Raw genomic sequence first — 20,365 nt, 5'->3', positions numbered from 1 at the left:
CACGGAGGCATGACCGCACCCCTGCACGAGGCCCGCCCGGCCGGACCGGGGCGGGCGCTGCCCGACACCCAGCAGGGCATGCGCCGCCGCAACCTCGCCCGGGTGATGCACGCCGTCAGCGCCGAGGGCCCGCTCTCCCGTGCCGCCGTCGCCTCGCGCATCGGGCTGACCCGGGCGGCCGTGTCCACCCTGGTGGACGAGCTGATCCGCACGGGCCTGCTGGAGGAGCTGGGCCCGGAGCGGCCCGGCCGGGTGGGCCGGCCCGGTTCGGCACTGGCCGTCAGCGGCCGCGGCCCGGCCGGGATAGGCGCCGAGATCGGCGTGGATCACCTGGCGGTCTGCGCGGTCGACCTGCGCGGTGAGGTGCGGTCCCGGGCCGTGCGCCACGGCGCGAACCGCGGCCGCCCCCCCGAGCCGGTGATCGCGGAACTCACCGGTCTGGTGCGCCGGGTGACCGCCGAGGCGGAGCGGGAGGGACTGTGGCCGGCGGGGCTCGCGGTGGCCGTGCCGGGTCTGGTGGCCCGCGACGCCCGAACCGTCGTCCGCGCCCCCAACCTCGAGTGGCACGACACCGACCTCGGGGCCCTGCTGCCGGCCGGTCTGCCGCTGACGGTCGACAACGAGGCCAACTTCGGCGCCCTGGCGGAACTCTGGCTGGGCGAGGGCACACCGGGCGACTTCCTGCACGTGTCGGCGGAGATCGGCATCGGTGCCGCGGTCGTCGTGGCCGGAGGGCTGCTGCGCGGAACACGCGGCTTCGCCGGTGAGCTGGGGCATGTGCCGGTACGTCCGGAGGGGCCCGCGTGCCCCTGTGGCGGGCGCGGGTGCCTGGAGCAGTACGCCGGTGAGGAGGCGGTGCTGCGCGCGGCGGGGCTGGAGCCGGGCGAGGACCGGGTCGGGCTGCTGGCGCGCCGGGCCGCGGAGGGCGACGAGGCGGTACGGCGCGCGCTGCGCGACGCCGGCACGGCGCTCGGCATAGCCCTGACCGGCGCGGTCAATCTGCTCGACCCGGAGAGCGTGGTCCTGGGCGGCGCGCTGGCCGCGCTCGCCCCCTGGCTGCTGCCGTCCCTGGAATCGGAGCTGGCCCGCCGGACCGCGGGACCGGCCTGCCCGGTGTCGGTGTCACGGCTGGGCCACGAGGGGCCGCTGCTCGGCGCCGCCCACTCGGTGGTGCGGGCGGTGCTGGACGACCCGGCGTCCGTGGCCGCACGGGCCTGATCCCCGGGTGGCCGACTGCGACGACGCATCGGTTCGGCGCACCTGTTGAACGGACCGGTTCGGCGCACCGGTTCGGCGCACCTGCTCCGCGCGTGACGGCGTGTCTGCCTCTCCCGACTCCACTCGTGTGGGTGACTGAGTTATCCACAGTTGCACCGTTATCCACCGAATCGAGAATCGCCTTCTGCCCAACCCGCGCCCGCCGTACCGTGATTCACGCGAGGCGCATCCGCAGACGGGCGACGTCCTCCCGACCGACTCCCCACCGGGCACCACCAGGCTCCGAGAGGCAGGACTCCATGGAACGCACCAGACCGGACGGCACCAGGCGGCGGTTCCTCAAGGGCGCCGCGCTGGCCGTCGTCCCGTACGCGTTACTCCCCAGCACGCGGGCCGGGGCCGACGCCCAGGCCGTCGACTACCCGCTCGCCGAGTGGCAGCCGGCGAGCACCGCCAACTACACGCTGTCGAACCGGCCGGCCGCCTATCCCCTCGACTACGTCGTCATCCACGTCACGCAGGCGACCTACGCCGGCACCCTGTCCATCTTCCAGAACCCGAAGAAGAAGGTGTCCGCCCACTACGTGGTGCGCTCGGCCGACGGGCACGTGGCGCAGTGCGTCCGCGAGGCCGACATCGCCTGGCAGGCGGGGAACTGGGACTACAACACGCGCAGCATCGGCATCGAGCACGAGGGCTGGGTCGACCAGCCCGCCTGGTTCACCGACGCCCTGTACGAGCGGTCGGCCGCGCTCACGGCGGCGATCTGCGCCAAGTACGGCATCCCCAAGGACCGGGCACACATCATCGGGCACTACGAGGTACCGGGCACGGACCACACCGACCCGGGCGCCAACTGGGACTGGACACGGTACATAAGGCTCGTCAATTTCGCCTGAAGTCCAGGGGCGGCACCACGTTCGGGTGACGGCGGTCGAAAAGGTTGTCCGCGCGCAGGCCGGGAGTGACGATGTCCCCAGCCGCATCGCATCCGGGGAGGCCGAGTTGACCGAGCCGTGGGTGGCCCTGGAGCCGGGGGCCGACCCCGCCGAGCGTGCACGGATACTGCGTCGCGCGCATGAGACGTTCACCGAGGCGGGTACCGTGCCGAGACCGGTGCGCCCGGTGGTGGCCGCGTCGTGGCGGCGTTCCGCGCGCGCCGGCGTGGGGCCCGACGGCACGGCGAACGTGGAACTCGTGGACGGGGACCTCGGCGCCTACCGTGCCGAGCATCCGCTGGCGCGGGTGATGCCGCTGTTCCGAGAGCTGGTGGGGACGTTCGCCGCGGACGGCGAGCATCTGCTCGCGGTGTGCGACGCGCACGGCAGGCTGCTGTGGGTGGAGGGCCACCCGACGACTCAGCGGAAGGCGGGGCGGATGAACTTCGTCCCGGGCGCCCGGTGGTCGGAGACGGCGATGGGCACGAACGCACCGGGCACGGCGGTCGCGGTGGACCGGCCCGTCCAGGTCTTCGCGGCCGAGCACTTCATCCGGCGGGTGCAGCCCTGGACATGCGCCGCGGCTCCGGTGCACGACCCGCGCACCGGCCGGGTGCTCGGCGCGGTGGACGTCACCGGCGGGGACGGGCTCGCGCATCCGCACAGCCTGGCGTTCGTGCAGGCGGTGGCGCGGGCCGCCGAGTCCCAGCTGGCGCTGCTGGACCCGCCGCGGCCGGCCGCCGACCCGCCCGAGCTGACCGCGCTGGGCCGCGACGAGGCGCAGCTGCTCACGGGCGGGCGCAGGACCAGGCTGAGCCGCCGGCACAGCGAGATACTGGTCCTGCTCTCCCGCCACCCGGAGGGACTGACCGGTGACGAGCTGCTGTGCGCGCTGTACGAGGACGAGTCGGTGACGCCGGTGACGCTGCGCGCCGAACTGGCGCGGCTGCGCAGGATCCTCGGCCCGGGGCTGCTGGCCTCGCGGCCGTACCGGCTCACCGCCCCCGTCGAGTCCGACGTCGGCGTGGTCGAGCGGCGGCTGCGGACCGGCGCGGTCACATCGGCCGCGGCGGCCTACACCGGGCCGTTGCTGCCCGGCTCCCGGGCCCCGGCGGTCGTACGCCTCAGGCACCGCGTGACGGACGAGCTGCGGACGGCGTTGATCGCCCGGCGCGATCCCGACCTGCTCGCCGACTGGGCGCACGCGCCGTGGGGCGAGGACGACCTCGACGTCTGGCGGGCGCTCGCCGCGGTGCGGCCGTCACCAGCGGTCCGCTCCCGCCTCGCGGCGCTGGAGGCGGAGCTGGCGCTGCCGGCAGGCGGGCTCCGGACGGCGCAGGACGGGCGCCGGACGGCGGCCAGCCGGCCGGACGCGGCAACGTGGTTGCAACGTGGGCGTCCCTAGCCTCCGGACGGACGCTGCCCAACGGCGGGCGGCGCTGTCGAAGGAGGCACTCCGGCATGACCCGTTACGCGGCGCCCGGTACCGAGGGCGCGATCGTCTCCTACCAGGCGCGTTACGACCACTTCATCGGGGGCGAGTACGTGCCGCCGGTTCGCGGGCAGTACTTCGAGAACCCGTCACCGGTGAACGGACAGCCGTTCACCGAGATAGCGCGCGGTACGGCGGAGGACGTGGAGCGGGCGCTCGACGCGGCGCACGCGGCCGCCCCGGGCTGGGGCCGTACGTCGGTCACCGAACGCTCGGACATCCTGCTGAAGATCGCCGACCGGATGGAGGCCTACCTCGAACCGCTGGCGGTCGCAGAGAGCTGGGAGAACGGCAAGCCGGTGCGGGAGACGCTGGCGGCCGACATTCCGCTGGCCATCGACCACTTCCGCTACTTCGCGGGGGCGATCCGCGCGCAGGAGGGCTCGCTCGGCGAGGTCGACGACGACACGGTGGCGTACCACTTCCACGAGCCGCTCGGCGTCGTCGCGCAGATCATCCCGTGGAACTTCCCGATCCTGATGGCCACGTGGAAACTCGCCCCGGCGCTGGCCGCGGGCAACGCGGTGGTGCTGAAGCCGGCCGAGCAGACCCCCGCGTCCATCCACTACTGGCTCAGCCTGGTCGCCGACCTGCTGCCGCCGGGCGTCGTCAACATCGTCAACGGCTTCGGCGTGGAGGCGGGCAAGCCGCTGGCGTCCAGCCCCCGGGTGGCGAAGGTGGCGTTCACCGGCGAGACCACCACCGGCCGGCTGATCATGCAGTACGCCTCGGAGAACATCACCCCGGTCACCCTGGAACTCGGCGGCAAGTCCCCCAACATCTTCTTCGAGGACGTCTGGTCGGCGGACGACGACTTCCGCGACAAGGCCCTGGAGGGCTTCACGATGTTCGCCCTCAACCAGGGCGAGGTGTGCACCTGTCCGTCGCGTGCCCTGGTGCAGCGGGGCCACTACGCGGAGTTCATGGAGGCGGCGGTCGCGCGGACCCAGCAGATCAAGACCGGCCACCCCCTCGACACGGACACGATGATCGGCGCGCAGGCGTCCAACGACCAGCTGGAGAAGATCCTCTCCTACCTGGACATCGGACGGCAGGAGGGCGCCAAGGTCCTCACCGGCGGTGAACGCATCGAGCACGAGGGCGAGCTGAAGGGCGGCTTCTACGTCCAGCCGACCATCTTCGAGGGCGACAACCGCATGCGGATCTTCCAGGAGGAGATCTTCGGCCCGGTCGTCTCGGTGACCTCCTTCGACGATTTCGACGACGCCATCAAGATCGCCAACGACACGCTGTACGGCCTCGGCGCGGGCGTGTGGACGCGGGACGTCAACACCGCCTACCGTGCGGGCCGCGCGATCCAGGCGGGCCGCGTCTGGACGAACTGCTACCACGCCTACCCGGCGCACGCGGCGTTCGGCGGCTACAAGGGCTCGGGCATCGGCCGCGAGACGCACAAGATGATGCTGGAGCACTACCAGCAGACGAAGAACCTGCTGGTGTCGTACTCGCCGAAGAGGCTGGGCTTCTTCTAGGAGCCGGAAAGGGCGCCTGAACGGGGAAGTTCCCCGTTCAGGCGCCCTTCCGGGCGTACCTGGGAGCAACGCGTGCGCCCTCGCCCGGGAGGTACCGCGGCGGCCGGCTCAGCCCAGGCGCCACTTCTGGTTGGACGTGCCGGAGCAGTTCCACAACTGCAGCCGGGTGCCGTTGCCGGTGCCGGCGTCCTTGGCGTCGACGCACTTGCCGATCTCGGTGTTGACCAGGTCGTGCGCGCTGTTCAGGCGGAAGCGCTGGGCCCAGCCGCCGTTGCAGGTGGCCAGTTGGATGACCGCGCCGTCGGCCTGCGAGGCGTTGGCGATGTCCAGGCACCGTCCCATGGACCGCACGCTGCCGTCGGACTTGAAGACCCACTTCTGCCAGGCGTGGCCGTCACAGCCCCACAGCCGCAGCGGGGAGCCGTCCACGCCCGCGTGGGCGCTCACCTCGATGCACTTCGAGGACCCGTAGCCGACGATCGCGTCACCGGTCACGGCGGTCGCGGTGGTCTGCTCCGAGTTCCCGCTCGTCGACTTCTCGCCCGTCGACTTGCCGCCGCTCTGGGCGGCCGGGGCCCCGGTGGCCGGGGCGTCGGCCGCCGCGTGCTGGTGGCCCGGGTCCGCCTTGGGAGACGGACTTCCGGCGGCGTGGGCGTCGTCGGTCCGGTGGGTTCCCGTCCCCTTCTTGTCGTGCCCCCGGCGGCCCTCGGCCGAGGCGGACGGCGACCCGGTCGGTACCGGTGCTCCGCCCGTGGCGAGGCGGGGGACGGCGCCGTCACCGACGGACGCGGCGCGCGGCTGCGAGTCACTGTCGCCGGGCACGGCGAGGAACGCGACGGCGCCCAGGCCGAGGCCCAGCAGAACGCAGACGGCGACCGTGGCCCCGACGATCCGCGCGCCACGCTCCGGCTCGGCTTCCCCGGAGTCCTCTCCGTCCCGCGGACCGGGCACCTGCGCTCTGGTCGCCGACGGCCGGAACAGCCCTCCGGGCGGCCCGCCCGCCGTTCCGGACCCGCCATCGCCGTCCGGCGTGCGGACGGACGGGCCCTGGGGCGTGGGTGCCGGGGCGGATGTGTCGGGCGCGGGTGTCGGGGCGGGCGCCTCATCGTCGTGCGGCAACGACACCGACGCCGTCACCGACGCCCGTTCCGGTTCAGGTTCCGGCGTCCGTGGCGATCCCGGGCCGGTCTCGCTCGCACCGTCGGGCGCAGGGTCGCCGTCGGCGTCGGCGTCGGCGTCGGCCGCCGGGCTGGTCGCGGCGCCGGCCGCCTGGATGCCGGTCTCCTCCAGCCACGGCAGCGGCCGTTCCCAGACGGCTGACTCCCCGGGGGACTCCGGAAGCCCCGTTGCGCGCTCCATGTCTGCCTGCCCGTCTCCGCGTGATGGTCCGTCGGCGAGCGACCCTAGAACCCGGGGCGGCCGCGGGACGGTCGGTGCCGGGTTGTTCTGCCCGGCGGGGCGGACATTCCTTCCCCTGGGTACCGGGTTCACCGGGACACGCCCGCGGAGGCCGCCGTACGCACGGGAAGCTACGCAGGTCCGGGAAGCTACGCAGGTCCGGGAAACTAAAGAGTTCCGGAGCGCAGGGCGAAGGCGACCGCGTGGGTGCGGTTGCGCAGACCGAGCCGGGTCATCATGACGCTGACGATGCTCTTGATGGTGCGCTCGGAATAGTTCAGTTTCTGGGCGATCTCTTTGGTCTCGAAGCCCTCGGCCAGCAGTCGCAGCACGTCGACCTCGCGAGCCTCCAGACCGGACGCGGTCAGTCCCAGAGGGCCCAGTACGTCACGCTGGACCGCGCGTATGTGGTCGACGAGACGCCCCTGCACGGGGAAGGGCAGGACCGCGTCGCCGTCGGCCACGGCCCGCAGGGCCTCCACGATCTTGTCGTAGGTGCTGTCCTGACGCCACATCACCCCGCGCAGGCCGAGTTGCAGGGCCCGGATCAGGTGGGCCTCCCCGATGTGCCCCGTGACCAGGACCACCCCCATGCCGGGGTTGGCCGAGTGGGCGGACACGGACTCCATGAGCAGCATGGTCTCCTCGGTGACGTCCGGCGTGATCATGAGCGCGACGTCCGCGTGGCGGTGTTCCTCCTTGGGCAGTACGTGCAGCCCCGGGTACCTGCGCAGGCACCAGACGGCTCCCTCTCCGGTGATCGGGTCACCGGCGAGGACGGCGATCGAGATCATCCCCAACGTCCTTGCTTTCCTTCCGGGTGCGGGCCGTCGCCCCCGAGTGCCGTGCGGTGGGCACCGCCCGGCGGAGGAGACGGTGGACGAGGATCTTCACCGGCTCGCCTTGGTGCCGACTTGGCGTGCACTTGGCAACGGCGCCCGTCCGGCCAGTGATCGTTGTCCGCCGGGACAGACATCCGCCGTACGGCCCGGGCTCCGGGTGGCCGGCTGCCTAGGCTCGCCGCGCAGTTCCAGCCTCCGGAGAGCAGGGAAGAGAGCACGTTGAGCACCGTCATCGCGAAGCGCCCACCACGTGGCGACGGTCCCCCGATGCCCGAGGGACAGGTCGAACTGGCCGAGCCCCCGGTCCTCGGCGAACCGGCCACCGCCGACTTCGGATCCGTGCTGACGTACCTGCCGATGGGCCTGGGCGCCGGGGCCATGGTGCTGATGTACTCGGTCGGCAGCGGCGGTGCGCCCATGTACATGATGACCGGGATGATGGGCGTCGCCATGATCAGCATGACGCTGACCCAGATCGGCCGGCCCGGCGCCGAACGGCGGCGCCGGATGCGCGCCGAACGCCGCGACTACCTGCGCTACCTCGGCCAGAAGCGCGCACAGGCCCGGCAGGCCGCCGACGCGCAGCGGGCCGCGCTGCTGTGGGACAACCCGGCCCCCGCCGACCTGTGGGCGCTCGCCGCCGGCCCCCGGCTGTGGGAACGCAGGCCCGGGCACGACGACTTCGCCCGCGTCCGCATCGGCCTGGCGACCCGGCGCGCCGCGCTGGAGTTCCTTCCGCCGCAGACCAAGCCGGTGGAGGACCTGGAACCGCTGTGCGCGGTGTCGCTGCGCCGGTTCACCAAGGCCCACCAGACGGTGCCCCTGCTGCCCGTGCCGGTGGCACTGCGGCGCTTCACCAGCGTCGAGTTCACCGGCGAGACCGAGGACGCGCTGGCCCTGGCGCGGGCGGTGCTCGGGCAGCTGGCGGTCTTCCACTCCCCGGACGAACTGCGCGTCGCGGTGCTCGGCGACGAGGCCGCGCGCCTCGAGTGGGACTGGCTCAAGTGGCTGCCGCACAACGCCCATCCCAAGCAGGAGGACTCCGCAGGTCCGGTCCGCCTCGCCGCCGGCGACCACGACGAGCTGCTCGACCTGCTGGGGCCGGACGTCCGCGACCGCCCCGACCACGACGCCGCCTCCTCGCCCAGCGTGGCGGAGCCGTTCACGGTGATCGTCGCCCAGGGCGTACGGCTGCCGGAGACCTCGCGGCTGCTGGGGGCCGGAATACGTGGCGTGGTGCTTCTCGACCTCACCGGCACGGTGCCCGGCGGCCCCAAGGTGCTGCGGCTCGTCGTCCGCGGCGGCGCGGTCGACTTCCCCAACGGTGACGAGATCGTCAGCGGCCACGCCGACGTACTCGACCGCGTCGAGGCCGAGACGCTGGCCCGCGTCCTCGCCCCGATGCGCACCGGCGGCGGCGTCGACCTGGTGGACCGCCCGCTGGAATCCGACTTCGACCTGGCCACCATGCTCGGCATCCGCGACGTACGGACCTTCGAGGTACCGGCCAAGTGGCGCCCGCGCCAGGCCCTGGAGGCCCGGCTGAAGGTGCCCGTCGGAGTCACCGAGGACGGCGACATCGTCGAACTCGACCTCAAGGAGTCCGCCCAGGGCGGCATGGGCCCGCACGGTCTGCTGATCGGCGCCACCGGCTCCGGCAAGAGCGAACTGCTGCGCACCCTCGTGACCGGCCTGGCCGCGACCCATTCCTCCGAGATCCTGAACCTGGTCCTGGTGGACTTCAAGGGCGGCGCCACCTTCCTCAACATGGAGCGGCTGCCGCACACCTCCGCCGTCATCACCAACCTCGCCGACGAGCTGCACCTCGTCGACCGGATGCGGGACTCCATCAACGGCGAGATGATCCGTCGGCAGGAGCTGCTGCGCGAGGCCGGTCACGCCTCGCTGTACGAGTACGAGAAGGCCCGCGCGGCCGGGGCGGACGGCCTGGCCCCGCTGCCCTCGCTGCTGATCATCGTGGACGAGTTCTCCGAACTGCTGGCGAGCAAACCGGAGTTCGTGGAGCTGTTCGTCTCCATCGGCCGGCTCGGGCGCAGCCTGGGCGTCCATCTGCTGCTGGCCTCCCAGCGACTGGACGAGTCCCGCATCCACCGGGTCGAGGGCCATCTGTCGTACCGCATCGCGCTGCGCACCTTCTCCTCGATGGAGTCGCGCAGCGTGATCGGCACCTCCAGCGCCTACGAGCTGCCCCCCGCCCCCGGCAACGGCTACCTCAAGGTCGACACCACCAACCTGGTCCGGTTCAAGGCCGCGTACGTCTCCGGCCCCGCGCCCGCCGCGCCGGGCCCGGAGGAGACCGGGCACGGCGAGGGCGCGGTGCGTGAGGTGACCGCTTTCGGCCTGGAACGGCAGGGCCCGCCGGTTCCGGACACGGCGGAGGACGCGGCCGCCCGCCTGGTCTCGTCGGCCGAGGAGGCTCTGCGCGACCAGGGCGCCGGTGCCGGGCGGCCCGGCGAGGACGGCGAGGACGGCGACGAGAACGCCGAGGACAGCCTGCTGGACGTCTTCGTCGGACGGCTGGAGGACAGCGGGCCGCCCGCCCGGCAGGTCTGGCTGTCCCCGTTGTCCGAGTCGCCGGGCCTGGACCAGTTGCTGCCCGCCGTCGTGCCGGACCCGGACCGCGGCATGGGCGCCGCCGACCCCCAGGTCCAGGGCGCGCTGCGCGTCCCGCTGGGTCTGGTGGACCGCCCGTTCGAGCAGCTGCGGGAACTGCTGGTCGCCGACCTGTCGGGGGCGGACGGCCACATCGGCCTGGTGGGCGCGCCGCAGACCGGCAAGTCGACCCTGCTGCGCACCCTGCTGCTGTCGCTGGCGCTCACCCACACGCCCCGCGAGGTGCAGTTCTACTGCCTCGACTTCGGCGGCGGCGGTCTGGTGTCCACCGCGGGGCTGCCGCACGTCGGTTCGGTGGCCACCCGGCTGGAACGCGACCGGGTGCAGCGCACCGTCGAGGAACTGAGCCAACTCCTGGAACAGCGGGAGCAGGTGTTCACGTCCAGGGGACTGGAGTCGATGGCCGCCTACCGGGCGCTGCGTGCGGACGGCACGATCGACGACCCGTTCGGCGATGTCTTCCTGGTCGTCGACGGCTGGGCGACGCTCCGCCAGGACTTCGACGACCTGGAGCAGCGGATCATGGAACTCGCGGCCCGGGGGCTGTCGTTCGGTCTGCATGTGGTCGCCTCCGCGGTCCGCTGGTCGGAAGTGCGGCCCAGGCTGCGGGACATGCTCGGCACCAAGCTGGAACTCCGGCTCGGCGACTCGATGGAGTCCGAGGTCGGCTCCCGCGCGGCGGCCGGTGTCCCGCACCGTCCGGGCCGCGGTCTGACCGGGTCCGGCCACCACTTCCTGTCCGCGCTGCCCCGGCTCGACAGTTCCTCACGCACCGACGACCTGACGGCCGCCACCAAGTCGGCGGTCGCCGAGATCGACTCGTTCTGGACCGGCCCCCGGGCACCCGGCGTGCGCCTGTTGCCCGCCCGGCTGGACGCGCGCCGGCTGCCGGCCCCGGCGGGCACCCGCGACCTGCGGTTCTGCCTCGGCTGGGACGAGCAGCGGCTCTCCCCTGTCTGGCACGACTTCGGCGCCACCCCGCACCTGCTGGTCTTCGGTGACGGCGAGACGGGCAAGACCAACGCGCTCAGGCTGGCCATCCGTGCCATCACCGCCCGCTACCGTCCGCAGGAGGCCAAGATCCTGCTGGCCGACCCCGGCCGCGGACTCCTGAAGGACGTGCCGGAGGAGTACCGGGTCGGTTACGTGGTCGACAACGACGCGCTCGGCAGACTCGCCGACAGCGCCGCGGTCTCGGTGGCCAAGCGGCAGCCCGGGCCCGACATCACCCCGGAGCTCCTGGAGAAGCGGGACTGGTGGACCGGTCCGCTGCTGTTCGTCCTCGTCGACGACTACGACCTCTTCACCGGCGCGCCCGGCACGCCGTCCCCGATGACGCCGCTGGTGCCCCTGCTCGCGCACGGCGCCCACATCGGACTGCACCTGGTGGTCGCCCGTTCCACGTCCGGCGCCATGCGCTCCGTCATGGACCCGCTGATCCGCCGCATGTGGGAACTGGGCAACCCGGCGCTGCTCTTCTCCTACCCCAAGGAGGAGGGCAAGTTCATCGGCGAGGCCAAGCCCCGCACCCTGCCGGCCGGCCGGGCCCAGCTGGTGACCCGGCGCACCGTCACGCTCGTCCAGACCGGCCTGGTGCCGGCGGCTTCGACCCCCACAGGAACACGATGACCAACACCGCACCCCCGCCGCTGCGGGCCACCGAGGTCTGCCGCTTCACCGTCGAGGCACCCGACGGCCGCGCCGACCTGGCCGCCCCGGTCACCACCACGGTCTCCGACCTGCTGCCGGTCCTGCTGCGCCACGTCACCGCCCGCCCCGGCACGCAGGACACCCCCTGGGTGCTGCAACGGCTCGGCGAGGAACCCCTTGATCCCGGGGCGACCGTGGAGAGCGCCGGGCTCCGCGACGGCGACGTCCTGCAGCTGCGGCCGGCCGACGCGGCGCTGCCCGCCCTGCACTTCGACGACATCGCCGACGGGGTCGCGCACGCCGCCGCTGGCGCGCCCGGCCGGTGGCGCCCCCGGCTCACCCGCAATCTCGCCCTCGCCCTGTCCTGCCTGGCCCTGGCCGCGCTCGCCGCCGCGACGCTCGGCGCGGGCCCCGGGCCCCGCACGGCGGCCGTCTGCGTGGCGATCGCCCTGCTGCTGACCGTCGGTTGCGCCGCGGCGCCCCGTACGGGCGCCGACCCGGGCAGCGGCCTGGTGGCCGGGGCCGGCGCTTTCGCCTTCGCCGCGCTGGCCGGGGCGACCCTGCGGGAGAGCCCGTCCGGTGGCTTCGCCCCCGGTCTGACCGGGGTGTTCATGGGCGCGGCGCTCGTGGTCGCGCTGGCCGGCGTGCTGCTCGCGCTGAACGCGCTTCCCCTCGTGGTGCCCGGCACCGTCCTGCTCACGGCGGTCGCCGCCGCGGCGGGTGCCGGACTCGCCGAGGGGCTCGGGCTGCGCGCCGTCCAGGCCGCCTCGGTGGTCGCGGTGGCCCTCTTCGTGCTCGGGCACCTCGCCCCCCGGCTGGCCCTGCGCACGGCCCGGCTCCGGGTGCCCCGGCTGCCGCACGACGCCGAGGAACTCCAGTCGGACATCGAACCCGAGCCCGGCGAGACGGTGAACCGCCGGGTCACCGTCGCCACCGCCTGCCTCGACGTGATCGGCGTCTCCTCCGCGCTGGTCTGGGCGGTCGCCCTCTGGCTGCTCGTCGACCGTGAGCACGGCTGGACCGGGTGGCTGCTGCCGCTCTCGCTCAGCCTGGCCGTACTGCTCCGGGCACGCGGCGCCAACGGCACCCTCCACCGGGTACCCGCCGTGCTGGCGGGCGCCTGGGGCCTGGCGCTGGTGCTCGTCGTCCGCGTCACGTCCGCCGGCCCCGCGGGCCGGGCCGTCGCGCTCGCGGTGCTCCTGGCGGCCGTGGCGGCACTGCTCGTCGGCGCCTGGCGACTGCCGCGCGCCCGGCTGCTGCCGGTGTGGGGGCATCTCGGCGACCTGCTGGAGATCGTCACGGCGATCGCCCTGCTGCCGCTGCTGCTCCAGGTGCTGCACGCGTACGCGTACTTCCGCGGCCTGGCGGGCTAGGAGCACCGGGCATGCAGACACGACGTGATCATGTGCAGGCGTACCAGTTCGCCATGGGCCGCCTCGCCTCGGCCCTGGTCAGCGGGGATCCCGGCCGGGGCGACAGCCCGACCAGACGGTCCGCGCTCGGCTCGGTCTTCGGGGCGGGCCTGGTGCTGCTGCTGTGCGCCGGGTTCGGGGTGTACGGGCTGATCTCACCCGTCGCCCGGGACGACTGGCGCAAGGACGGGGCCGTCGTCCTGGAGGAGGACACCGGCAACCGCTACGTCTATGCGAACGGCGCACTCCGCCCCGTCCGCAACTACGCCTCCGCGCTGCTCATCGCGGGCGGGCGGACCGCGCCCGAGACGGTGTCCGCCAAGTCTCTCGCCGGTGTCCGGCACGGCGGCCCCGTGGGCATCGAGGGCGCTCCGGACACCGTCCCCGAGGCGTCCGCGCTGGCCTCCGGCGCCTGGGCGCGCTGCCTGCCGGGGCGGGGGGCGGCCCGCAAGGGGCAGACCCTGGTCTTCGGCGGCTCCGCGGCCGCGCTCACCGCGCTGCCCGACGACCGGCAGGTGCTGCTCGGCGGACCGAAGGGCGCCCGGTACGTGCTCCTGCGGGGGGTGAAGTACCCGGTCCCCAGCGACTCCTCGCTGGTCGCCCTCGGACTGGATGACCAGCCGGCGCTGCCCGCCACCGCCGACTGGCTGGCCTCCGTCCCCACCGGCGCGGCGCTCGCCGCCGCCGTACCCTCCGGTGCCGGAAAGGCGGCAGGCAAGGTCGCCGGACAGGCCGCCGAGGTCGGCGACGTCTTCCGCGCCGGGACGGGCGCCGTTCAGCACTACTACCTGATGCGCTCCGACGGGCTGGAACTCGTCGACGCCACCGAGTTCGCGCTGCTCGCCGCGCGCCCCGGCGCGCACGCGCCGCGGCAGGTCGGGCAGGCGGACATCGCGGCCGTCCCGGTCTCGGCGGTCCATGACACGGCCGGCCGGGTGCCCGACCTGTCGGGTGTCCGAGCCCTGGACGGCGGCACCGTCTGCCTCACGCCGCTGCCGGGCGGCCGGGCCCGGATCACCGTGGGCACGGTCGACGACAGGGGGATCGTCCTGCCGCCGGGGGGCGGGGTGCTGGCCGTGCCGGAGGGCGGCGGGAGCGAGTACCTGGTCACCGAACAGGGCCTGAAGTACCGGATCGCCGACGACGACACCGCGCGGGCCCTCGGGTTCGGCGACCGCGGGCGCCGGCTCACCCTGCCCGCCGGCGTCCTCGCCCTGATCCCGGACGGTCCGGTACTCAGCCGTGCCGCCGCGGCGAAGGGCTGAGCCCGGTGAGCAGACTCCGGCTGCGCTCGACGCCCGTGGGCGACGCCCTGGTGATCCATCCCAGGGGCCGGTTCGACGACCGGGCCGCCGCCTTCGCCGGGGGAATCGCCGAGGACCCGTACCACACCCTCGTCGTGGTGGACCTCCCCGCCGACGCCCTCACCACCGAGTGGGAGTCGGTGGCCCGGCTGCTGTCGTCCTCCCGGTACGGCAGCCCGCGGCTGGTCTTCGGCCGGGGCTCCGGCGACGAGATCCGCACGGCGGGCCGGCTCATCGCCGGCCGGCTCGGACGGGAGGTGCTCGCCGCGGATGGCGACCTCGTCCCGACCCGCACCGGCGGGCTGTTCCTGCCCGGCGACGACGGCGGTGCCTGGCTGCGGTTCCGCCCGGGTCACGACCCAGAACCCGTGGCACAGCGCTTCCCCAAGCCGCACTGGGAGTTCTCCGTACCGACCCGGGCCCGCCCGGTCGGCGCCCGCACCGTCGTCCAGCCGGTGCCCGCCGGCGTGTGGCTGCGCCGCACCGACGGGGACCCTCCGGCCGACCGCCACCGGCGCGCGGTCGAGACCGCGCCGACCGACCCGCACCTCTTCCTGGTCGTCCTCGGCAGCCCCGGCACCCCTCCGCTGCCACTCGACGACGTGGCCCGCTTCTGGGACACGGTGCTCTCCGGCGCCCGCCCCGCGGCGCGGTTCGTGCTGTACGGCGCCCTGGACGCCGTCGGCGACCAGGCGCCCGGCCAGGCACTCGCCGACGCCCTGGGCCACCGCGCCGTCCTGTACGGCGGACCGGTCCTCGACGAACCCGCACCGCCGGGGGAGGCGGCCGAGCGGGTCTACGTCCCTTCCCCGGCTCCCCCGACGGTCCCGGTATCCGCACCCGCGGTCGCGGCTGCGCCCGCGCCTGCACCTGCCACGGGAGCGGTCGTGTCCGGCGCGATGCCCCCGGCCCCGGCCCCCGCTCCGGCTCCGGCTCCGGCTCCGGGTTCCGGACCGGCCGACGTCCGGACGCAGTCCCGGGGCGGTGCCCCCGCGCACCCCACGGACCCGCCCCCCGGCCGGAGTCCGGCCGCGGCGCGGGACGCCATGGCATCGGCCGTCCCGACGCGGAACGCCGTGGCCCCGGCTGCCGTGCCGACCATCGCTTCGACGGTCGCGGCGCCCGAGGTTCACGACCCCGTCCCGTGGCGCGCGGAGACCGGCTCGGCGGATCACTCCCCCACGCCCGACACGCCCGACGCGCCTGGCGGAGTCCCTGCGACGGACCCGTCGGAGGCACCCGCGGTGGGCCAGGGGGGTCGCACGGCGGACCTTCCGGAGACGCCGGACGAGATCGACGGTGGCGGCACGGCCGATCCGGACGAGACGCCCACCGTACGGAACAGGCCCCGGTCCGCGCGGAACGAGACCGCGGACGGTACCCGGGAACCGGGACCGGAGCCCGCGGGCGTCGCGGAACCCCCGGCCGAGGCTGCGCGGGTCCCGGTTCCGGCACCGTCCGCGGTCCCGGAGACGCCGGAACCGGGTCCGGCACCACCGCCCCTTCCGGAAGCGGAAGCGCCGAGCGCCCCCGCACAGCGACTCGCGCCGGCCGCCGCCCCCCGGTTCCGGCTGGAGTCGGCCGTGCCCGAACCGGAAGCCGACGGCACCGACCTGCCCGCGCCGATGCAGGCCCCGGACGCCGGCCCGTCCGCGCCGGCGCCGTCCATCGCCGACGCGCCGTCGCCGTCCGTCCCCGTCGCGCCGTCGCCGTCGCCGTCGCCGTCGGCGTCGGCGTCGCCGTCGGCGTCGGCGTCGGCGTCGGCGGGCGCGGCGCCGGAGGTACGGGTGCAGCCCGTGCCGCGGGCCTCGGCCTGCGCGCTGCCGCCCGAGCGGGGCATCGCACAGGAACGGGACTGGGTGCGCCGGACCTTCAAGGAGCAGTACAACGCGCTGGCCGGCTCCGTCTCGCGGGTGATGTCCGAGTCACCGGGGCTGCGCGGCAGGTCCAGGACGGAGGCGGCGGACGTGCTGACCGAGCTGGTCGCCGTCCGGCTGTACCTGTCCGGGGACACCCGCCGGGCCGACGCGGCCGTGCGCGAGGCCGCGGCCGGGCCGCACGTACCCCTGGCGCGCTGCGTCACGGCCGGACTGCGCCGGCTGCCCTCCTACCGGGGCCCGGCCCTGCTGCGCACCCGGCTCAACGAGGCCGAACGCGCCTGGTACCGCGAGGACCGGCCGGTCACCGAGTGGGCCTTCTGCCATGCCCGCACGTCCCTGCACCCGGGCCCGCGCGGCAGGGGCGCCACCGATGTCCTGATCTGGTCGATGACCGCCCGCCGCACCACCGCACTGGACCCGGCCGTCCCCGACCGGGTGCTGTTCCTGCCCGGCACCGTCTTCAGGGTGCTGCGCTCGGAGGGCTCCACCGTGCTGATGCGGGAGGTGTCACCGTCGGAGACCGCCGGGAACGGCGGGGATGCCGAGGACGGCGGGGACGGCGGGCAGCGGGCGAAGCTCGACCAGATCGCCCTCAAGGGGCTGGAGAACATCCTCGACGCGCTGGAGAGGGCCGGCACCACCGCCGGGGCCGAGAGCGCCGACCCACCCGGACTGATCGTGAGCTCCCACGCGGTCCGCGGAGAAGGAGCCGAGCAGTGAGCAGGCAGGTCCTGTTGGTCTCCCCCGACCGCCCGGGCGCTCACCGGACGATCGCCCACGCCCTCGCCGAGGCCGCGGAGGGCGCGTTGATCACGGTCGCGCCGGGCCGGTACGAGGAGGCGCTGGACATCGTCCGGCCCGTGACCCTGGCCGCCGAGGGCGGCGCCGGGACCGTACGGGTGCACGCGATCTCGGGCAGCACGGTCGTGGTGGACGCGGAGGCGGTGCAGTTGTCCGGGCTCGTCCTGTCGGGCGCGGACCGGGACGCGCCGGTCCTCGATCTGCGGCGCGGCCAGTCCGCGCTGGACGGCTGCCGGATCGAGGGCGAGGCCTGGACGGCCGTGCTGGCGTGGAACGAGGGCACCCTGGCCGCCCGCGGCTGCCGGGTGACCAACCCGCACGGCGCGGGTGTGGTCGTCACCTCGCGCGGCGGCAACGTGCTGGTGGACACCGAGGTCGCCGAAACGGGATCGTCGGCGGTCGTGGTAGCCGAGCACGGCAGTCTCGCCGTACGGGACTGCCGCCTGGACCGCCCGCGGGGCAACGGCGTCTGCGTCAACGGCCATGCCTCGGCGACCGTCGAGGCCACCACGATCACCGGCAGCGGCAAACCCGCCGTCGCCGTGGAGCAGGAGGCGAGTGCCGCCCTGCTGAGGGTCACCGTGACCGGCAGCACCGTCCTGGACGCCTATCTCGCCGGCCGGGGCGAGACCACTCTCACCGAGTGCGCCTTCTCCGGTTCGGCCGGCCACTCCGTGCACATCGCCGACGGCGCGGCGCCGCGGCTGCGCGGCTGCGCCGTCACCGGCGTGGCCCGCAGCGGCGTCCACGTCACCGCGGGCGCCCGCCCCCGCCTGGAGGGCTGCCGGATCACCGGGACCCCGGTCGGGCTGCACGTCACCGGGGCGGCGACCGCCGTGACGGCGACGGGGCTCGTCGTCCGGGATGCCACGACGGCGGCCGTGCAGGCCGCCGACGGCGGCGCCGCCGAGCTGGAACGGCTCACCGTCACCGGCACCGCGGGCGCCGGAGTCCGGGCGCAGGGCGGTGCCCGGCTCACCCTGCTGGGCGCCGAGATCGTGGTGAGCGGAGGCGGCCAGGGGGTGGGAGTGACCGCGTCGGCGAGCGCGTACGTGACCGGCTCGGTACTGCGCGAGTGCGGTGCCGTGGTCGGCGAGGACGCGGAACTGACCGCTCACGACACCGAGTTCACCGGTTCGGGAGGAGACGCCGTACAGGTTCTGGCGGGTGGTTCCTTCACCGCCGTCGGGTGCCGGATGACGGGTGCGCGTGGCCATGGCGTCAACGCGCACGCCGCCGCCCGCACCGACCTCAGCAACTGCGTCGTCCAGGACAACGCCCGGGACGCTCCGGCCGACGCGGTCCGCGACGGTTTCGGCCGGGGCGCCGACGCGCGTTCCGGCGGGGGCGCGGGCATCCGGGACGTCGGCGGCCTCGCGGGCGCGGCGGCCGACGCGGACGTCTCCCGGCCGGACAACGGGCCACTGGCCGAACTGGAGGCGCTGGTCGGTCTGGAGAGCGTCAAGCTGGAGGTCGCCGGGCTGATCAACCTCAACAAGATGGCCAGGCGGCGCACCGAGATGGGCCTGCCCATGCCGCCGGTGAGCCGCCATCTGGTGTTCGCCGGGCCTCCGGGCACCGGCAAGACGACCGTGGCCCGGCTGTACGGAGCGGTCCTCGCCGAGCTCGGCGTCCTCGAGCAGGGCCACATCGTCGAGGTGGCCCGTGCCGACCTGGTCGCCCAGATCATCGGCGGGACCGCCATCAAGACCACGGAGGTCTTCACCCGGGCGCTGGGCGGGGTGCTCTTCATCGACGAGGCGTACACCCTGACCAACCAGTCGCGGGGCAGCGGTCCGGACTTCGGTCAGGAGGCCGTGGAGACCCTGATGAAGCTGATGGAGGACCACCGCGACGAGATCGTCGTCATCGCGGCCGGCTACTCCGGGCACATGGACCGGTTCCTGGCCTCCAACCCCGGTATGGCGTCCCGTTTCGCCCGCACGATCGAGTTCCCGAACTACGCTCCGGAGGAACTGGTCACCATCGTGCGGGGCCTGTGCGCCAAGCACTGCTACGAGCTGTCCGACGACGCCCTCGACGCGCTGAGCCGCTACTTCGAGGAGGTCCCCAAGGGCCCCACCTTCGGCAACGGCCGGGTCGCCCGCCAGGTCTTCGAGTCGATGATCAGCACCCAGGCGTCCCGGCTGGCCGCCCGGCCGCCCGGGCACGACAGCGAACTGAGCCTGCTGACCGCCGCCGACATCACGCCGGCGCCCCAGCCTCCGGCGCCGGGGAGACCCACCGGGGCGCCGGGGGCGCCGGGTGGTCCCGCCCGAGCCGGCTCCCCCGCACCGGCTCCCGAGGCCTCATCGGTTCCCGAGCCCCCGTCGGCTCCCCAACCCGCATCGGTCACCGAACCCTCGCCGGTTCCCGCCCCCTCACCGGCTCCCGCGACCGGCAACGCTCCGCCCCTCACCCCCGGCCCGGGCGCCGCCGCCGGCACGCCCGGGAGGCCGCCGGAGCCCGGCTCCCCCGCACCGCCCGCCGCCGCGCCCGAGGCGCCCGCCCCTGCCGCCCCTTCCTCCCCGGCCGCGCCTGTCCCCGCCGCCACCCGTCACCTGACCGCCCTCGCCGGTCTCAGCCCGGTGACCGACGCACTGACGGCACGCCTGGACACCCTCGTCGAGCTCGGCCGGGGCACGGCCAGCCTCGCGGACGTCGTCCTGGAGGGCGCGCCCGGCAGCGGGCGCCGGGCCGTGGCCGCCGCCTACGGCAGGGCCCTGGCGGAACTCGGCATCGTCCCGTCCGGCGCGTTCACCCACGTCCCGCTCTCCACCGTCCCGGCCCGCTGGGCGGCGCAGCCGCGCACGTTCCTCGCCGACGTGTTCCGCCGTGCGGCCGGCGGCCTGCTGGCCGTGCAGGCCGACCCGGCCTTCGACGACCGTCCGGACACCGAACGGCACGCCGTGCTCGACGCGTTGACCGCCGAAACCGCGGCGCGCGATCCGTACGGTCCGGTGCTCGTGCTGTCGGGCAGCGCCCCGCACCTGATGGAACTGCTGCGTACCCGCACCGACCTGGCCGGGGCCTTCGCCGACTACCTGAGGCTGCCGCCCTGCACCGGCGCCGGTCTCGCCGAGCTGACCCGGCGGCGGCTCACGGCCCTGGGCTTCGACGTGCCCGACGACGTGCTCGCGGCGCTCGCCGCGCAGGACCCGGTCCACGGCGCACACGGCGCACACCGGCTCGCGGACCGGATCGCCGCCCGCGCGGGCGGCCCCGCGCTGGTGCTCGGCGATCTCTCCGGCGAAGTCCCGCTGCCGGACGCGCTGTTGGTCTCCTGACCGGCCGCACGGGCAG

At 74.6% G+C, this 20,365-nt stretch carries 11 protein-coding genes; 9 read left to right on the top strand and 2 right to left on the bottom strand.

The features are described 5' to 3' along the window. The first annotated feature begins 9 nt into the window (after nt 1-9). From ACZ5GT_RS02780 to adh, 4 genes are all read left to right on the top strand, one after another. Nucleotides 10-1,218 (top strand): ROK family protein, encoded by a 1,209-nt coding sequence (locus ACZ5GT_RS02780; RefSeq protein ID WP_469013239.1) that lies wholly within the window; start codon nt 10-12, stop codon nt 1,216-1,218. Between the two features lie 299 nt (nt 1,219-1,517). Further along, on the top strand, nt 1,518-2,117 hold the full coding sequence (locus ACZ5GT_RS02775; protein WP_469013236.1) for an N-acetylmuramoyl-L-alanine amidase: 600 nt from the start codon (nt 1,518-1,520) through the stop codon (nt 2,115-2,117). Between the two features lie 106 nt (nt 2,118-2,223). Continuing rightward, nucleotides 2,224-3,561 carry a GAF domain-containing protein gene (locus ACZ5GT_RS02770; RefSeq protein ID WP_469013230.1) on the top strand — a complete coding sequence of 446 codons (1,338 nt, stop codon included), beginning with the start codon at nt 2,224-2,226 and terminating at the stop codon, nt 3,559-3,561. Nucleotides 3,562-3,617: 56 nt separating this feature from the next. Continuing rightward, on the top strand, nt 3,618-5,141 hold the full coding sequence (gene adh / locus ACZ5GT_RS02765) for an aldehyde dehydrogenase (RefSeq protein ID WP_469013225.1): 1,524 nt from the start codon (nt 3,618-3,620) through the stop codon (nt 5,139-5,141). 108 nt (nt 5,142-5,249) lie between these two features. Here the strand turns inward: adh and ACZ5GT_RS02760 are convergent, their stop codons facing one another. Further along, complete coding sequence (locus ACZ5GT_RS02760) at nt 5,250-6,500, bottom strand: ricin-type beta-trefoil lectin domain protein (RefSeq protein WP_469013222.1); 1,251 nt, start codon at nt 6,498-6,500, stop codon at nt 5,250-5,252. Nucleotides 6,501-6,706: 206 nt separating this feature from the next. Further along, on the bottom strand, nt 6,707-7,333 hold the full coding sequence (locus ACZ5GT_RS02755; protein WP_469013219.1) for a helix-turn-helix transcriptional regulator: 627 nt from the start codon (nt 7,331-7,333) through the stop codon (nt 6,707-6,709). Nucleotides 7,334-7,648: 315 nt separating this feature from the next. On the opposite strand from ACZ5GT_RS02755, the gene eccCa reads away from it, so the two are divergent. From eccCa to ACZ5GT_RS02730, 5 genes are read left to right on the top strand one after another with little or no spacing between them, the layout of a single operon-like run. Further along, entirely contained in the window at nt 7,649-11,644 is a 3,996-nt protein-coding gene (gene eccCa / locus ACZ5GT_RS02750) for a type VII secretion protein EccCa (protein ID WP_469013214.1), read from the top strand. Then, the gene (gene eccD, locus ACZ5GT_RS02745) at nt 11,641-13,038 is read left to right on the top strand and encodes a type VII secretion integral membrane protein EccD (RefSeq protein ID WP_469013209.1); all 1,398 of its coding nucleotides are present in this window, start codon (nt 11,641-11,643) and stop codon (nt 13,036-13,038) included. The genes eccCa and eccD overlap by 4 nt, the downstream gene beginning before the upstream one ends. Before the next feature lie 11 nt (nt 13,039-13,049). Beyond that, nucleotides 13,050-14,342, top strand: a complete 1,293-nt coding sequence (gene eccB / locus ACZ5GT_RS02740; RefSeq protein ID WP_469013205.1) for a type VII secretion protein EccB — start codon at nt 13,050-13,052, stop codon at nt 14,340-14,342. A 5-nt stretch (nt 14,343-14,347) separates the two neighbouring features. Beyond that, nucleotides 14,348-16,981, top strand: a complete 2,634-nt coding sequence (locus tag ACZ5GT_RS02735) for a hypothetical protein (protein WP_469013201.1) — start codon at nt 14,348-14,350, stop codon at nt 16,979-16,981. Further along, nucleotides 16,978-20,349: a right-handed parallel beta-helix repeat-containing protein gene (locus ACZ5GT_RS02730; RefSeq protein ID WP_469013197.1), complete on the top strand. Its 3,372-nt coding sequence runs from the start codon at nt 16,978-16,980 to the stop codon at nt 20,347-20,349. Before ACZ5GT_RS02735 ends, ACZ5GT_RS02730 begins: the two co-directional genes overlap by 4 nt. Nucleotides 20,350-20,365: the final 16 nt, after the last annotated feature.

The organism is Streptomyces sp. NPDC031340 (assembly GCF_055569945.1).
Note: the sequence above shows the minus strand (reverse complement) of the source record. Positions and strands in the feature narration are given on the sequence as shown.

Excerpts from the sequence above, each read along its gene's own strand:
- eccD (WP_469013209.1), top strand. The coding sequence starts at position 11,641 with ATGACCAACACCGCACCCCCGCCGCTGCGGGCCACCGAGGTCTGCCGC.
- eccCa (WP_469013214.1), top strand. The coding sequence starts at position 7,649 with ATGCCCGAGGGACAGGTCGAACTGGCCGAGCCCCCGGTCCTCGGCGAA.
- eccB (WP_469013205.1), top strand. The coding sequence starts at position 13,050 with ATGCAGACACGACGTGATCATGTGCAGGCGTACCAGTTCGCCATGGGC.
- ACZ5GT_RS02775 (WP_469013236.1), top strand. The coding sequence starts at position 1,518 with ATGGAACGCACCAGACCGGACGGCACCAGGCGGCGGTTCCTCAAGGGC.
- ACZ5GT_RS02755 (WP_469013219.1), bottom strand. The coding sequence starts at position 7,333 with ATGATCTCGATCGCCGTCCTCGCCGGTGACCCGATCACCGGAGAGGGA.
- ACZ5GT_RS02780 (WP_469013239.1), top strand. The coding sequence starts at position 10 with ATGACCGCACCCCTGCACGAGGCCCGCCCGGCCGGACCGGGGCGGGCG.
- ACZ5GT_RS02760 (WP_469013222.1), bottom strand. The coding sequence starts at position 6,500 with ATGGAGCGCGCAACGGGGCTTCCGGAGTCCCCCGGGGAGTCAGCCGTC.
- adh (WP_469013225.1), top strand. The coding sequence starts at position 3,618 with ATGACCCGTTACGCGGCGCCCGGTACCGAGGGCGCGATCGTCTCCTAC.